The sequence below is a fragment of the Paenalicyclobacillus ferrooxydans genome (assembly GCF_001399675.1).
GTDB classification, from domain to species: domain Bacteria; phylum Bacillota; class Bacilli; order Alicyclobacillales; family Alicyclobacillaceae; genus Alicyclobacillus_B; species Alicyclobacillus_B ferrooxydans.
Map to the genome: position 1 here is coordinate 1 of NZ_LJCO01000092.1, position 14,886 is coordinate 14,886.

The 14,886-nt window shown below is 52.6% G+C and carries 14 protein-coding genes; 6 read left to right on the top strand and 8 right to left on the bottom strand.

Annotated elements, in window-relative coordinates:
* Positions 1 to 555 precede the first annotated feature (555 nt).
* The 3 genes from AN477_RS20635 to AN477_RS20645 are packed head-to-tail and all read right to left on the bottom strand — an operon-like array spanning position 556 to position 2,354.
* Entirely contained in the window at positions 556 to 1,533 is a 978-nt protein-coding gene (locus AN477_RS20635) for a CpsB/CapC family capsule biosynthesis tyrosine phosphatase (RefSeq protein WP_054971075.1), read from the bottom strand.
* Positions 1,530 to 1,961 carry a LapA family protein gene (locus AN477_RS20640; protein WP_054971076.1) on the bottom strand — a complete coding sequence of 144 codons (432 nt, stop codon included), beginning with the start codon at positions 1,959 to 1,961 and terminating at the stop codon, positions 1,530 to 1,532. The genes AN477_RS20635 and AN477_RS20640 overlap by 4 nt, the downstream gene beginning before the upstream one ends.
* 24 nt (positions 1,962 to 1,985) lie before the next feature.
* The gene (locus AN477_RS20645; RefSeq protein WP_054971077.1) at positions 1,986 to 2,354 is read right to left on the bottom strand and encodes a hypothetical protein; all 369 of its coding nucleotides are present in this window, start codon (positions 2,352 to 2,354) and stop codon (positions 1,986 to 1,988) included.
* A gap of 157 nt (positions 2,355 to 2,511) precedes the next feature.
* Between AN477_RS20645 and AN477_RS20650 the strand changes: the two genes are divergently transcribed.
* The 6 genes from AN477_RS20650 to AN477_RS20675 all read left to right on the top strand — a co-directional run bounded on the left by AN477_RS20650 (position 2,512) and on the right by AN477_RS20675 (position 10,697).
* A complete protein-coding gene (locus tag AN477_RS20650) occupies positions 2,512 to 3,279 on the top strand; it encodes a metallophosphoesterase (protein WP_054971078.1) in 768 nt (255 codons plus the stop codon).
* A gap of 268 nt (positions 3,280 to 3,547) precedes the next feature.
* Positions 3,548 to 4,921 carry an SGNH/GDSL hydrolase family protein gene (locus AN477_RS20655; RefSeq protein ID WP_054971079.1) on the top strand — a complete coding sequence of 458 codons (1,374 nt, stop codon included), beginning with the start codon at positions 3,548 to 3,550 and terminating at the stop codon, positions 4,919 to 4,921.
* Between the two features lie 3 nt (positions 4,922 to 4,924).
* Positions 4,925 to 6,193, top strand: a complete 1,269-nt coding sequence (locus AN477_RS20660) for a class D sortase (protein WP_083486531.1) — start codon at positions 4,925 to 4,927, stop codon at positions 6,191 to 6,193.
* 220 nt (positions 6,194 to 6,413) lie between these two features.
* Complete coding sequence (locus tag AN477_RS20665; RefSeq protein ID WP_245631915.1) at positions 6,414 to 8,507, top strand: peptidoglycan D,D-transpeptidase FtsI family protein; 2,094 nt, start codon at positions 6,414 to 6,416, stop codon at positions 8,505 to 8,507.
* 145 nt (positions 8,508 to 8,652) lie between these two features.
* Positions 8,653 to 9,312: an NUDIX hydrolase gene (locus AN477_RS20670; protein WP_245631916.1), complete on the top strand. Its 660-nt coding sequence runs from the start codon at positions 8,653 to 8,655 to the stop codon at positions 9,310 to 9,312.
* 128 nt (positions 9,313 to 9,440) lie between these two features.
* Positions 9,441 to 10,697 (top strand): MFS transporter, encoded by a 1,257-nt coding sequence (locus AN477_RS20675; protein WP_054971081.1) that lies wholly within the window; start codon positions 9,441 to 9,443, stop codon positions 10,695 to 10,697.
* Between the two features lie 43 nt (positions 10,698 to 10,740).
* Here the strand turns inward: AN477_RS20675 and udk are convergent, their stop codons facing one another.
* From udk to AN477_RS25320, 5 genes are all read right to left on the bottom strand, one after another.
* Positions 10,741 to 11,361, bottom strand: a complete 621-nt coding sequence (gene udk / locus AN477_RS20680; RefSeq protein ID WP_054971082.1) for a uridine kinase — start codon at positions 11,359 to 11,361, stop codon at positions 10,741 to 10,743.
* A gap of 190 nt (positions 11,362 to 11,551) precedes the next feature.
* Positions 11,552 to 12,418: a pantoate--beta-alanine ligase gene (gene panC, locus AN477_RS20685; protein WP_054971083.1), complete on the bottom strand. Its 867-nt coding sequence runs from the start codon at positions 12,416 to 12,418 to the stop codon at positions 11,552 to 11,554.
* Positions 12,419 to 12,508: 90 nt separating this feature from the next.
* Entirely contained in the window at positions 12,509 to 13,360 is an 852-nt protein-coding gene (gene panB / locus AN477_RS20690) for a 3-methyl-2-oxobutanoate hydroxymethyltransferase (protein WP_054971084.1), read from the bottom strand.
* Between the two features lie 73 nt (positions 13,361 to 13,433).
* Positions 13,434 to 14,336, bottom strand: a complete 903-nt coding sequence (locus tag AN477_RS20695; RefSeq protein ID WP_054971085.1) for a Rossmann-like and DUF2520 domain-containing protein — start codon at positions 14,334 to 14,336, stop codon at positions 13,434 to 13,436.
* 342 nt (positions 14,337 to 14,678) lie between these two features.
* A partial coding sequence (locus AN477_RS25320; RefSeq protein WP_211266044.1) for a hypothetical protein occupies positions 14,679 to 14,886 on the bottom strand: 208 nt, incomplete at its 5' end.

Below are 14,886 nucleotides of genomic sequence, written 5' to 3' on the forward strand. Positions count from 1 at the left end.
TATTTCTACGCTGCTTAAACAGACCACCGAGCCGCAGTTCGCCTGGGCGGAAAAAGATGAAACACGCACAAATCTTCTCCCAGACGCTGCAGCAGTACGTAGACGGAGATATTGAACACTTGGATGATCTGGAGTACGACCCAGTCTAAATACGCCAAAATATGGAATGTAGGCTATCTGCCTAAGGGGTGTTATCCTTTTAGCCCATACACCGTCAGTTAATCTGACTGAATGTTCCAACTACATGCCGATGCTATGCCTTGGGATGACCTTGACACCCCAACGACTATTTAATGCAACGTTAGTGGGTGTCGCCGACTAAGCTCACGCGACTAGGGACCAATTGGGCATGCTTAGTCGCTGACAGCGACTAAGCTGAGGTATTGGCGATCCGTTAAGTCGCTCCGAGCGACTTAACGCCTCATTTTTTGCGACATAAGTCGGTGTCGCCGACTAAGCCCACGTGACTCGGGGCCAATTGGGCATGCTTAGTCGCTGACAGCGACCAAGCTGAGGTATTGGCGATCCGTTAAGTCGCTTCGAGCGACTTTGTTGTTATAACAACTTCCCAAACAAACCACGTTTGCGCTTTGGAACCGCGACAGCAGATATCGGTTGGTTGTCCCAAATGGCATTTGCATTGGCAATCAGCGCATCAGACACTTCGGAGCCTAGGCGTTCGGAGATGGTTTCGTAGGCTTTGAGGAGTCCGGGCGGCCGATAATGGGGGTCGTGGGCATCTGACGCTATCACGGCTGCCGCTCCGCGTTCAAGGATATGCCACGCCAATCTATCAGCTGGGTGGGTTCTCGCTGAAGGTGTCTTTTCCAGGCACTGTGCGGTTAACTGCAACAGTAATCCGGCTTCCAACAGCGTATCTACCCATGCTGGGTCCTTCTGGATGATAATACTGCGCTCGGGATGAGCCATGATCGTTCGATATCCACGAACGTGTAACTCATGGACGACATCGAGCATGCGTTCGTTCAGTTGACTGTTTGGGTATTCAAGGAGTACATAGGAAGTGTTCCCTAACGCCGTAACTTCGTCTCGCAACAACAGGTCCGTGAGCTGTTGGTTAACCCGCATCTCTGCACCCATAGCAATGGTTAAGGTTTTTTCGTCGGCGTCAGCCAGCGCCGGGGCAGCCTCGTCAGACCTGCCGGCCTGCCCAGGGGTATCTTGGTTCGGGATGACCAGGTCACTTACCAGGTCACTTGCCAGGTTACTTATATGTTCATTTGCCCAGTCATTTATCTGCTTATTTACATAATGGATATAATTACCAGGCACGCTGTTGTTCGAGGAACCTGAAATTCTGGTAAAGAGACTAGAGAAGGCCAAGGATAGCGCTTTGGATGTGTTGTCAAAATGGGGGCTCCCGAGGTGGGACGTGCAAAAAACACGATCCGTCCCTGCTTCATGGTGCGCTTGAATTAAGCGCACGGCATCCTCAAGACTCGTTGGCCCGTCGTCTACACCAGGCAAGACGTGCGTATGAATGTCAGTGATGATATCACCAAAATCGGTCATTTCCAGCCCTCCTTTGTTTCCATGGCGGCGTGATCTTCGGTGGAAGGCCTGTGTTGGTTTTGGCTTGGACTGGTCGACTCTCCCGTTCCGGATGCTTCCGAGGCGGTTTCGTTAGCAGTTTCCTCAGCTTCAAGTCCAAGCTGGTGATGCAGATCCGCGAGTTCCTCGTGGGCAGCAGCGAGTTCCTTTTCACGAGCTGCCAATTCCTGTTTGAGTGATTTGGTCACACGGCGCATCTTCCAAGCTCGTGCTGACCACAGTACGGCCATAAGGCACATACCTAGCAAGACAGAAATCAATATGACCAATACAAGACTCGTCTTGGCCGTGACAAATAGAAAATCAACAGAGACAGTTCTTGCATTAACGAGTGTAAACCATGCGATGACGAGTGCAAACACCGCGATTCCTAGAACCTTCCAACGCATTCCATCACCCCACCTGTTTCATAATCACGTTTGACGCCGCAACAAAAGTAATAAGATAGCATAGAGTCCGTAGACTCCAGAGAGCCAAAGTTCGGCGGGATCCCGCCCCACCAGAATGACAACAAAGGCAATTAGATTCATGACGACGACAAGAATAAGCAAAGGTATGGTCAGCCGACGTATTCTGCGCCACGTGATCAAATCCAGGAGGACGGTGGCACCAGCCAGGTGGAGACCGGGGTGGGTGATGTAACCGCCAAGCAGCAAGGCGATGACAAGCGCACCGACAAATACGAATTCAGCTTTGTACGTATTCCATAACGCAGGCAGGGAAAATGTCGCTCGAGTGCGGGTTGTAAATGGGTCGTCGAAAGGGTCTCGTTTGAATGCCATGTTTATCTCCCTCCTTAGCAGTGATGGATAGGTTTGACCAGATCGCCCCATCATCGTCATTCTCGCCTACTTTTCTTTCTATTATAACGATATGCAACTTGCGTATGTAGAGAAAGGGCATGATGTTACACTAGGTATAGTGAAAGGGGATGCTTTGGTGGTTGTTTTGTCCGGGGTGCTGGCTGTAGTTGCAGCCTTTTACGTGACATCTGTTCTGCCCACTCAGTGGCTCGACGTGCAGCAAGTACATCTGGGCCTTGGAATCGGTAAGCGAATGCTTCAGATCACCGACATTCATGTTGAGATGCTGCGCATCTCACCAAGCACGGTGGCCAACACGGTCCGCAGGAACCATGTTGACTACGTGATGTGGACCGGAGACTTTCTCACAACGGATCGCAAGCTAAAACGCGTTGAGCGTTACCTGACTGCCGTCGCAGAGACGGGTGTGCCGATGTACGCGGTGCTTGGAAATCACGACTACCGACTTCGCCGAATCGATGGACTGGTCTCTCTGCTTAATCAGTATGGCGTGACACTGCTCCGGAATCAGGCTGTCGAAATGGACGGATTTTGGCTGGTTGGGGTGGATGATTTCACAACACGACACAGTCGAGTGAAGGAAGCTTTTGCTGGTGTTCCGGTTAATGCAAAAGTGGTTGTCATCACCCATGATCCTAACGTCGTGTTAAATATTCCACCACTTCACTTTGATTACCTGATGGCAGGTCATTTGCACGGGAAACAGTTTAACGTGCCCGGACTGTACTGGTTGAAACCGATGGGCGAGTTACCCAAACTTGGAGTCTATAAAGGACTGCATCAATTACCCCAAGGACTGATTTACATTTCAAAGGGCCTTGGCCAAGTCGGCATCAATTTACGCTTCCTGGTTCGCAGTGAACTGACCGTTCATCATCTCTAACAGGGCTGTACCCGTCAGACCTGTTCCGCCTGCTTGACCGACTTTGTTCCGATTCGACGCGCTCTCTAACGCTGCTCCCTGACGCGCTCTCTATGGAGCGCGTCTTTGTGTTCGCCCGGCACGTACAAGATGCTGCCGGCATGTACAAGATGCTGTTTGAATAACGTTTGTCTCACATCATTTATCTCCCATCTCTTATTTACATTATTAGAAGTTTTCGTAGTATGATGGACATGATAAAGCGGGATAGTGAGTTGGGAGGAAGAGTATGGACAATCGGATTAAGAAAGCGCTGTCTGGACTGGCGGCCGCTGCTACACTCTCTGCAGTCGGACTGGCCTCTGCACCGATGGCGCTCGCAGCTACAGGCTCTGCATCGAGCACAGCCAATTCGGCAACGAAAGCGCCCATGTTGGTGGCGCTGGGAGACTCGATTACGTTCGGATATAACTTGCCGGATACAAACCACAATTCTGTTCCTTCCCAATCGGCGTACCCATACCTGATTGGTAAAGCGGACCACATGAAAGTCAGCGATCTTGGGATTCCCGGATGGACGTCGACCGACTTACTGAATGCACTATCCAGCGCAAACTTTGACCGGGTGATTCAATCAGCAAATGTCGTGGTAATTGATATTGGCAGCAACGACCTGCTGCATTTGTCAGGCCCATTGCTTCAACAGGCACAGGCCAACCCAACGGCACCGATTCAACTCACACAGCAGCAGCAAGCCGCATTTCAGCAGGCGATCACTACGTTTGGCGGCAATATCACGAAGATTGTGGCTGGTGTGCGGAAGATGACCAATGCGCCAATCTTGTTGTATAACTTGTACGATCCGTTCCCACCCGGCACCGGCGTCAATACGGTCACTGAGCAGTTAGAGGCAGTGGAAAACGGTCTGATTGCGCAGGTTTCTGCAAGCGTTCCGAACGTCACTGTGGTCGATGCGCACAAGGCGTTTGCCGGTCAGCAAACGACATTTGTTCGAATCGCGGAAGGGGATGTGCACCCAACACTGGCGGGCCAAGGTGTGCTTGCGCAGATTGGCGAGACAGCTCTGCTTCCTGACCTTGCGAACCTGTCCAAAATGAACTCATCGGCAGGGGCGACGTCCCTCTTGGCAGGCTCTGTAACACCGGCAGGAGGCACAGTGAGTGGAAGCCTCTATGGAACGAACGTCACGCTGTCCGTCCCACAAGGTACCGTGAATCAGGGAACAGAGGTAGACGTCACGAGTCAGCCTGCAGCATCTCTCATGAATTTAGCGCCGGCTCACATGCAAGTGGTTGCGGAGGAAGGTCTCAACTTCATGTCAGGCACGAAGTTCTCCGGGTCCTACAAGCTGACCTTGGCGAATCCAGCCATCCCCGCGGCAGGGGCGGTCTATCAAGTGACCGCGAATGGACAATTGGTCGCTGTCCCAGAGGCTAAAGTGACAGCTGGACAAGCTGTAATCCCGGCCAATCAAAGCGGTGACTTTGTCGTTTTGGCGCCCGCCAAGGCTCCGGTGACTGGCGTGACGAAACCGGTGACTGGTCTGCCATTCCTGCAGGAAGGTTCGTTTGCGGCAGGTTTACTGCTCGCTGGAGCAGGGTTGGTTTGGATGACCAGAAGAAAAGCAGGAAATAAGGCGTAATCCGTGAAAACGCGTAAGGCGGTTTTTTGGGTCGGAGTGGCAATGATGGCGGCGGGGGTTGTCGGTCTGCTCCGGATCCCCGCTTTCTATCTGAACAACTACATCACAGGACAACGTTTAACTCGTCAAGCCGCTGCCATGGTCGGCAGCGGCAGTAGGGCATCCGGAAACACATCAGGGTCCGGCGCAAGCAATCAGGTTTCGGGCCAGTTCCAGTTCCACGGTTCTGGAGGTTCAGCGAAGAGCAACTCAAACCCCCAATCCGGACAACAACCGGCACCTGTTCTGGTGAGTACCATTCCACTCGCCATCCCGACGCAACACACTTTGATGGGACTCGTGGTCATTCCTCGTTTGCAACTGAAGGCCCCCGTCGTGCAGGGGACCGATGATACGGTTTTAAATACAGCGGTCGGCCACTTAAGTGACAGCGCAATGCCAGGGCAACCGGGGATCACCGTTTTGGCAGCGCACAACGCGACCTGGTTTCGTCACGTCGATGAACTCAAAACAGGCGACACCGTGTCGGTGTCACTAGAGACAGGGACTTACGTATATGCCGTAACCGGGCACGAGATTGTGCATACCGGAACGACACTGCCAAACACGGCACAGTCTGAGTTGATCCTTGAATCCTGTTATCCGCTTGATGCCTTGTATCTAACACCAAAAAGATACCTCGTGTATGCCAAGTTGGTTCGAATTGCAGGCCCGACCATCAGCGGGACAAGCGGCACAGCAGTGAGCCAGGCGACTACGGTCCCGAGCACGTTTCTTACAAGGCTGCAGGTCAGGGCAAAGGTGCCTTCCAACATGCAGGCCGAAGGATTGTTGCTGGATGAAAATTCGTTGCCGCTTGGCACACTGCAGTATGACAACCAACCCTCGATGTCGTTTACGGAGAGCAGTGTCCCATTGCAGGTAACGAATACCATGGTGCAGCTGTTCGAAGCGTACCTCCACGCTTCCGTGCAGAAGAAGAGCACTGACCTTCAGACCCTGTTTGGCAATCTCCCGGTCTCTTCAGTGAAGACAAATCCACTTTTCGGGGCTCCGATGTCCAGTGTCACGTTTGTCGATCCGCTGTCTCTGACACTCGATATGCAATCTGGGGACCATCTCGAACGGGTGACTGCTGATACCATGCTCCGTGTTCAGGGCAGTGTCTTTCATCTGTCTCTGACTGCTGATGTCTCCGCAAGTCCAAACACCAGCCATCCGGAAATTCTGTGGCTGACGCTGAAGAGCCTGTCCGTTCAGCCGACGGCTTGATACTGTTTGCCGTCAAGCTGACGTAGTTTGTGTCTGTACCGACACGGGCATCGTGTGAGGCATCGTGATCGTCATCGCACTGACAAAAAGCTAAGGTCCTCTCTCCGTCATCACCGGACACCTTGTGGGAATACCTCCTCAGCCTTGTCATTGTCTTCCTGCTGGAGTGGCATGATAAGCACTGTGTTCCGACTGGACAATGACGGAGGAGGCGCCTAAAGTGAGGAAAAAACGACGCAAAAGGCCAAGTCAAGAGGCTGCTCCGGCTGAAGGACAGGTAATGCACCCGGAAAAACGTTCTCATACAGTGCGCGTGAAGGTCGTTTATGGACTGATTTTCGTCTCTTTTACGTCCCTGATTTTACGCGCAGGTTACTTGCAAATCGCTCACGGTGAATATTTTCGCGCGCAGGCGACAACGACTTCACTGAGTCAGGTCGCCGTTCTGCCGGCCCGCGGTTACATTTACGATACCCATGGGAACCTCCTGGCGTATGACAAGCCGTCTTACAATGTTTATCTGACACAGATCCCGCATGTAACACAGGATTATCAGAGCATGTCAAAACTCCTCGCACCGGTATTCCGTGTGCCAGCAGATCAGCTCTATCAGCAAATGCAACAGGATAAGCAGCTCGCATCCGCTCTGCTGTTCCGGAACGTATCGGACAACCAAGTCTCTTTTGTGATTGAAAACCAGCACGACCTGCCGGGCGTGACTGTTGTACTCGATTCGCAGCGCACCTATCCACAAGGCGATCTCGCTGGCAAGGTACTTGGCTTCACCGGAGCCATTACGCCGCAAACGCTGGAAATGTACCAAAAGCTTGGGTATCAGCCGAACCAGAAGGTGGGGGAAGACGGGATTGAGCAGCAATACGAGTCTCTGCTGCAAGGCAAGATCGGGGAGCAGGTCGTGCAGATCAGTGCCAGTGGCATGCCCATCAAACAACTGGGTTTTGATCCGCCCCCAACACCGGGCAAGTACCTGAAACTCACTTTAGATGGGCATCTTCAGGCATTTACGCAGAACTTTATTTTGCAGCAAATCCGGGGTTCGAAGAATAACTCCACGATCCAAAATGCATCGGCTGTCATGTTGGATGTAAAGACTGGCGGCGTACTGGCAATGGTCAGTTATCCTTATCTCGATCCCAATTGGTTTCCCAATCAGTTGGGCGCACACCAGAAGTACCTACAGAAGTCGTTCGTTCAGTACAATACGGCGATTCGAGGTCCTGAGCCGCCGGGTTCCACCGTCAAGCCGGCCAACCTTTTGACCGCGTTACAGCACGGAGTGGTATCACCCTACACGCAGTTCATTGATCACTATGTGACTGAAATCGGATCGTCCGAGATCCATGACGATGGCAATCACGGCATCGTCTCACCGAGTTACGCCATCACCGTGTCGTGTGATGCATTTTTCTACCATGTGGGGCTGCAACTCGGAAGGTGGCTCGGCAGTGGATCATCGAACGGCGGTGGGCAGCCTGCTGGCATGAGTTATACTTCTTGGCTGCATACGGATTTCATCAGGGGCTTGAATGCCCTCTTCGAGGGCGAACGACGGTTTGGCCTCGGCGCAATGACCGGGATCGACCTTCCGCATGAAAACCCGGGTGTGTTTTACGTTGATAAGAACTTTGCTAAAGTCCCTTACAACTTGGACGAGGCCGAGCAGACGATGAAGAAGACGGGGAAGTACAAAAATCAGGGTACACCGATTGACTTGGCGTTTGCAGGGATTGGACAGTCTCAACTGTTCACACCAATTGAGTTGGCACAGTATACAGCGACCATCGCCAATAACGGGATCCGCCTGCAACCTCATTTGCTGGAGGCTGTGTACACGCCAAACATGCAGCAACGGCTGACACCAAAGGACAAGCCGATTCAGGTCTTCAGTACACATGTGCAAGATGACCTTCACATCCCGCCGTCCTACATGAGAATCGTTCAGCGCGGCATGTACGGGGTCATCAACAACCCAATGGGTACAGGCTATTACGCGTTCCAAAATGCACCCTACAAAGCGGCGGGTAAGACAGGGACTGCACAGTTGGGCGGTGGTCTAGACAACTCCGTGTTCATCGCCTATGCACCATACAACAATCCTCAGATTGCTGTTGCAGTTATGGTACCTGGAGGCGGTTATGGTTCGGATATTGCTGCCCCAATCGCACGGGCCATGATGGACACATATTTCAAGGAACGTCACCAATTTTTCCCTGCCGATCAATGGGAAACCACGGCTATTCCAGCGGATTGGGTGACTTCTGCTGCCTATCAGATGCCAGAACGGTCAAAGTAGAGGTATCAGATACAGATACAGGTATAGACATCTTAACAGGTATTTGATTCAGTTGTGTTTATGGGGTGTCGCTGGTTGGTTACTGACATCAGTCAGCCCAATCGACTTCCCAGAACGAGGAGGCGAGCAGAGGACAGTGCATGATATGGAAGACCGGATGCCATCAACGGATTCGAACCAGTGGGCTTCGCACGTGCAGGCAATTCGACAGACGCTCGCTGCCAGGAAGCAAGGTCTACTCGGATATATAGATGCTAGAAAAACCGCCGTATTGGTGACCTTGCAACCGAATGCACACGGTGAGCTCGAAGTGCTGTTTGAGCACCGTGCAAAGACCCTTCGACGTCAACCCGGTGAGATCTCTTTCCCTGGTGGACATATTGAACCATCAGACAACAGTGAGGCAGACGCCGCGATTCGTGAAGCGAGTGAGGAACTGGGGGTTTCCGTCTCAGATATTGAGTTGGTTGGTGCACTCGATGTGTTGCCGGCGGGCTCGAGTCTCCTGGTGTACCCGTTTGTCGGCTTGATCCGGCAAGGTGTTCGGCTCAATCCGAATCCTGACGAGGTTGCCGAAGTGTTTTCTCTGTCCTGCAATCGTCTCCTGATGTTTGATCCGGATGTCTACGACATCCCTTTAAAACCGGAGTTCCCAGAAGACTTCCCGTACCATTTGATTCCGAATGGACGTAACTACAAATGGCGAACCGCTGTTCAGCGACAGTATTTCTTTCAGATGGACGGTTGGGTTATCTGGGGACTCACCGCTCGTATCCTCAAGCACTTCTTAGACCTTCAGCGTTGACCTTTCAGCAAAATATGACAGTTGTCAGTCATATACCCTGTTGGGTATTCTTTGGATAGACGCATTGTGAGCAGACTGTGCGAACCGGTCCTGTCCTTTGAGCCAGTGACTGCAGGGAGGAACCTGCCTTGAAAAACCGTGTACTGGATTTATTTCATTCGTTTCGCTATCGAGACTATCGATTTTTATGGGTTATCGTAGCGCTGGTAAACACCGCATCCTGGTCATTCACGCTTGGAGTGACTTCCCAGGTTTTTTCTCTGACGCACAGTACCTTTTGGTCCGGTGCTATTATGTTTGCTTCGATGGTGCCGAACCTGATTGGAGCCCCGCTTGTCGGTGTTTTAGCTGACAAACTGGAGCGGCGACAGTTGATCTTAATCTCTATCGCATTGGTCATTCTGACGTTGCTTACACTGACTGTAACATCAATTGCGGGTGTACTGGCACCAAGCGGGATGGTGGTCTTGGCCCTCTTGTTTGGGTTGGCGTCAAGTACGATCAGTGTCGCCATTAACGCAATTCTCCCCGGTCTCGTGCCACGGACAGAGTTGTACAACGCGTACTCACTTCAGGCAGTAGGGCAGCGGGGAACAGAGTTTATAGGACCGTTTGCGGCTAGCCCGCTACTCGCTTTGTGGGGACCGCAGGCAGTGTACATTTTTGGTGCTGTCATGTTTGTTTTAGCTATCTGGTTTGTAATCGCACTATCAACACCGAAGGCAGAGGAAACCTTGAAACCGTCTAGTCCACAATTCGGTTTTTTCCATTCACTTCGAGAAGGATTCAGCTACATTCGACGCAACCGGCAGATTTACGGCATCATTATCCTCGTCGGGCTGCACTGTAGTTTGACCATGGCATTTATGGGGATGTTACCGGGATTTGTGCAAAATCAACTGTTGGCCCCTTCGAGTTTTTATGGGCTGCTCATGAGCATGGTTGGACTTGGGGCCATCTTCGCGACACTGTGGCTCGCCGGGGTTCGCAGCTCACAGTTTCGACGGATGCTCTTTTGGGCCAGTGGTCTGCTCAGCGGCTTATCACTCGCCTTCCTTGGCTTGAGTTCGACACGCACAATCGCAATTATCGCTATCCTTCTAGTGGGGGCATCGCAGGCCATGTTTATGACCATCACTGGTGCAATGGTACAGGAGCTGACCGAAGAGCGGGTACGCGGGCGTGTAACCAGTGTTTATTTTGTTTTGGCTGCCGGCTTGATGTCGCTGGCCAACTGGGTGTACGGGGCAATTGCCAAGTTCGTGCATCCCACATTGATTATGCTTGTCACGGGACTTTTGTTCGTGGTGGCGATGGCTGCATACCGAGTTGTGACAGCCAAACCGGATCTTGGGCAAGGCGTACAAGACTCACTCAGTCTCTAAGGAGACGAATCTTGGACGCAAGCGATCCGGCACCGTCAGAAGTTTATCGAATCGGTTCAGCCAAGAAACTGGAGAGACGCGTGGTCAAGAGACTAATGGCGATTTTATTCTCGCCGCCTTCTGGGATAATTAAGTCCGCATAACGCTTCGATGGTTCAATGAACGCATCGTGCATCGGTTTAACGGTGTTTAGATACTGATCGTACACGGATTCAATGGTTCGACCACGTTCTTGAATGTCCCGAACAACACGACGCAGAACACGTACGTCAGGGTCGGTATCCACAAAGACCTTGATGTCAAGCATGTCGCGAATGGACGCATCAACGAGGACATGTATGCCCTCAAGGACAATCACAGGTTTCGCTGGGACGTGAATGGTTTCAGGTCTTCGCGAGTGGGTTGTAAAATCATAAACGGGCATTTCAATAGCCTGACCAGCTCGCAGTTGCGCAAGCTGCGCTACGAGCAGATCGTTGTCAAAAGACTCCGGGTGATCGTAATTGAGATGCGCTCGGTCCTCAAAGGACAGGAAGGCATGGTTTTTGTAATAAGCGTCCTGTGAGATGAGCGTCACGTACTCGACGCCGATGGCGTCAAAGACCGCTCTCGCAACCGTTGTTTTGCCTGAGCCTGTCCCGCCGGCGATCCCGACAATCAGCATGTTAATGCCTCCTCTGTACTATCCTGAAGGAGTATACCTGTTTCCAAAAGTCATCGCAACGTAAAATGGCAGCAGACAATGTCAGCTGCCATTTTCGTCATGGAAATGTTGCTGTAGTGACTGCCTTTCGCTTTATTGCGCTGTCAAGGTCTGCCTATGATGCAAACATACTGAACCTGACAGTGACTTGTCACACGCTTACAACAGCACTCTCGACGGTGAGCGGCACATTGTCAATCAGCCGTGCTTTGCCCACATATGCTGCAACGGCAAGCATGATATCGCCCTGCAGATCCTCAACAGGCTCCAACGAGGTTGCGTTTACCACTTCCGCGTAATCGAGTTTCACACCAGGTTCAGACGAAATCTGCTCCGCCATCAAGCGCGCCACAGTACTTCCGGACCGTTCACCGGAGGAGATGGCGTCGACCGCAGTTTCGAGTGCCCTGTGCAATACCGTTGCATGCAACCGATGTTCGTCGGTCAGGTAGATATTTCTTGAACTTCGTGCAAGTCCGTCGTCCTCCCGCACAATCGGTACCGCGACAATCCGGACAGGAATGTTCAAGTCTGCCACCATACGGCGAATGACGGCCACCTGTTGGCCGTCCTTCTGACCAAAATACGCTGCATCCGGTTGTACGATATTGAACAACTTACAGACGACGGTTGCCACACCGCGAAAGTGGGTGGGGCGACTTCGCCCGCACAACCCGGTAGACAATTCTGGTACTTCAACAAAGGTGGCCATTGGTTGCGGGTACATCTCTTCAACGGACGGAGCAAATAATACATCGCATCCATTTTGTTCTAGTAATGCTTGATCCTTCGCCAAATCACGAGGGTAATCCTCATAATCTTCACCTGGACCAAATTGCAGTGGATTGACGAAAATGCTGGCAACAACTACATCGTGCTCGGAACGTGCAGCACGTACTAAATGCATGTGGCCTTCATGCAGGAATCCCATCGTAGCCACATAACCAACAGATTTTCCGGCTGTACGCGCAGATTGAATGATAGTGCGCAGTTCAGCGATGGTTTTTATCGTTTGCATACCGTTTCACCAGTCCTTATCACCACAATGCTTTTCCACCGATAACCGCGGTCTGAGGCCGTGCCCGTATTTGTCCTGTGCGGCAGGTGCTTAGTCTCCTTGCGCTGCTGAGCTGTTGAGTTTATCCAGCTCTTCGGCTTTGAGGTGAACCGTCTGAGCCTCGCTTGGAAAAAACCCGTCAGTGACTTCCTGAACGTAGTTTCGGGCTGCAGAGACGATTGTATCCGCCAAAGTGGCGTAAGCCTTGTTGTGTTTTGGAATATAACCCGACGTGAAGCCCATCGCGTCGTGAAAGACAAGCACCTGGCCATCGCATCCTGCCCCTGCGCCAATTCCTATGGTTGGAATGCGCAGACTTCCGGAGATCCACTCGGCCACCTCCGCAGGAACCATTTCGAGGACAATGGCAAAGGCACCAGCAGCTTCGAGGGCTCTGGCATCTTCCAACATCCGCTCGGCGGCTTCGACGGTCCTGCCTTGCACGCTAAACCCGCCAAGCGCGTGAACGGTCTGCGGCATCAAGCCGATGTGCCCCATAACTGGGATGCCAGCCGCTACTAACCGTGCGACGACAGGAGCGAGCTCCTTGCCGCCTTCAATCTTGACTGCGTGTGCCCCGCCTTCCTGCATCAGCCGGCCTGCCTTTGCAAGCACATCTTCATGGGCTCCATGTGTGGTGAGAAACGGCATGTCGGAAACTATCAGAGGGTGTTCGGCGCCTCGTACGACCATGCGTGTGTGGTACACAATGTCATCAAGGGTGACGGGCACTGTTGTGGCATTGCCCTGTACCACCATACCGAGGGAATCGCCGATGAGGAGGACGTGTAGTCCTGCTTGGTCTAAGAGCTTAGCTGTCGGGTAATCGTAGGCGGTCATCATCGCGATCCGCTGTCCCGACTCCTTCATTTTAAGCAGCGTTTTTACCGTAATCGTCTTCATGTGACATACCCCCCATAAGGAATAAGGACCATCATGTCACTGCCGAAACCAGGAATATGATGCCATGGATGACTTAGTGTGCGTCATCCGTAGGCAGAGATTCCCGGGCTTGGTCCATAAACAAGGCAGTGAACGATTGCCACATGGGATGCGATAACGTACCCTTCTCTTGTGCAAGGTCTGCTGTCGCTTTACCCATTGCGGCGTACACCAATTGCGCGGTGGGGTTGTGCTGTAATGCTGCCATGTGCGCTTGTACGGTCAGTACATCGCCCCGTTCGACTGGGCCGGTCAGTGCATTCGGCAAGCCTAGCGTCTCGAGGTTTTTGACGGCGCCTTTTAACAACGGAAGCAGTGCCTGAAGTCCATCCGGAAGACCAGAAAGCTGTGCCGCGACAGCGGCCAGCGCGACAACCGCATTAGATGCTAGTACAGCGGCGGCATGATACCTCGGCCGAAGCGATGCATCAATGATGGCTGGGATCCCGCCCCATACACGGACGAGTGTGTTCCCGACTTCCACTGCTGATGGATCGCCCTCAAGGGTGCAGTACGCACCTTTCAGTATAGATTGACCGACAGTCGCTGCAGCGATGGTTTGAAGGGGATGGAGACTGAGGGCAGTGGCTCCCTTGCTGCGGACGGGGGCGAGTGCGTCGCTCGTGAGCGCTCCAGAGGTATGAATCACAACCTGACCTTCATGCACCATGTCTTGCTCAACTAAGGTCTGTGCAGTTTCTGTCACAGCCTTGTCGGGCGTGGTGATAAAGATAACGTCAGCGCTGCGCCCACGGAAGATGGCTTCTTCGGACTTCAGATGGAACACACCTACCCCTGTCGCGCCTGCGAACTGCAAGGCGGAAGGGGAGTCTGACTGACGGGCGAGCCCTGCCGTTACGTCGTAACCAGCCGACATAAGGGCGAGTGCCATCGTCGTCCCGACGCGTCCGCATCCGATGACCACCACCTGTTGCATACGACACCTCCATGGATGTACAAGGGTATGGCATACATTAACACCATCATACACGATCTCTCAGAATTTGAAATACGACAGGCTCCTTTGCGGACACTTGCCCAAATGTTGACCTCAGAGCGGAAATTCGGGACACATATCCATAGCCCTTTTTCCTCCGCTTGCATCTATTAGGGAGTGTAAAGGGTGCTCACGCACCTGAGAAATAAAAAAGGAGTGAGTGTTCATGTACGGTGTCTTCGGAGGTTATACACGTTGGGCGGTTGTGTTTTTGATCATTTTCGTACTGTTCTTCTTGCTCGTGCCTGGCTACACCACAACCTGCACGACCACTCCAGTGGTTTAAGCCATCGATACAACCTGCCCCGTGACGGCAGGCACACCACAGGATACAGGGCGGACGATAAACGTCCGCCCTTTGTGTGGTGCGCCCGGCATGGGCGATAACTTGGCGGTGCAAGTCCGCTGCGGAGGTTGGCTGTTACCAACCGCTAGCCAAGAGCAAGGGTGCCGACCGTGAGGTGGGATCTGGAGGAAGCTGGAGGCAAAA

What these genes read in the sequence shown, in the direction of transcription:
- AN477_RS20670 (WP_245631916.1), top strand. Translation starts at nt 8,653, where the DNA reads ATGGAAGACCGGATGCCATCAACGGATTCGAACCAGTGGGCTTCGCAC.
- udk (WP_054971082.1), bottom strand. Translation starts at nt 11,361, where the DNA reads ATGCTGATTGTCGGGATCGCCGGCGGGACAGGCTCAGGCAAAACAACG.
- AN477_RS20645 (WP_054971077.1), bottom strand. Translation starts at nt 2,354, where the DNA reads ATGGCATTCAAACGAGACCCTTTCGACGACCCATTTACAACCCGCACT.
- AN477_RS20635 (WP_054971075.1), bottom strand. Translation starts at nt 1,533, where the DNA reads ATGACCGATTTTGGTGATATCATCACTGACATTCATACGCACGTCTTG.
- AN477_RS20640 (WP_054971076.1), bottom strand. Translation starts at nt 1,961, where the DNA reads ATGCGTTGGAAGGTTCTAGGAATCGCGGTGTTTGCACTCGTCATCGCA.
- AN477_RS20695 (WP_054971085.1), bottom strand. Translation starts at nt 14,336, where the DNA reads ATGCAACAGGTGGTGGTCATCGGATGCGGACGCGTCGGGACGACGATG.
- panC (WP_054971083.1), bottom strand. Translation starts at nt 12,418, where the DNA reads ATGCAAACGATAAAAACCATCGCTGAACTGCGCACTATCATTCAATCT.
- panB (WP_054971084.1), bottom strand. Translation starts at nt 13,360, where the DNA reads ATGAAGACGATTACGGTAAAAACGCTGCTTAAAATGAAGGAGTCGGGA.
- AN477_RS20655 (WP_054971079.1), top strand. Translation starts at nt 3,548, where the DNA reads ATGGACAATCGGATTAAGAAAGCGCTGTCTGGACTGGCGGCCGCTGCT.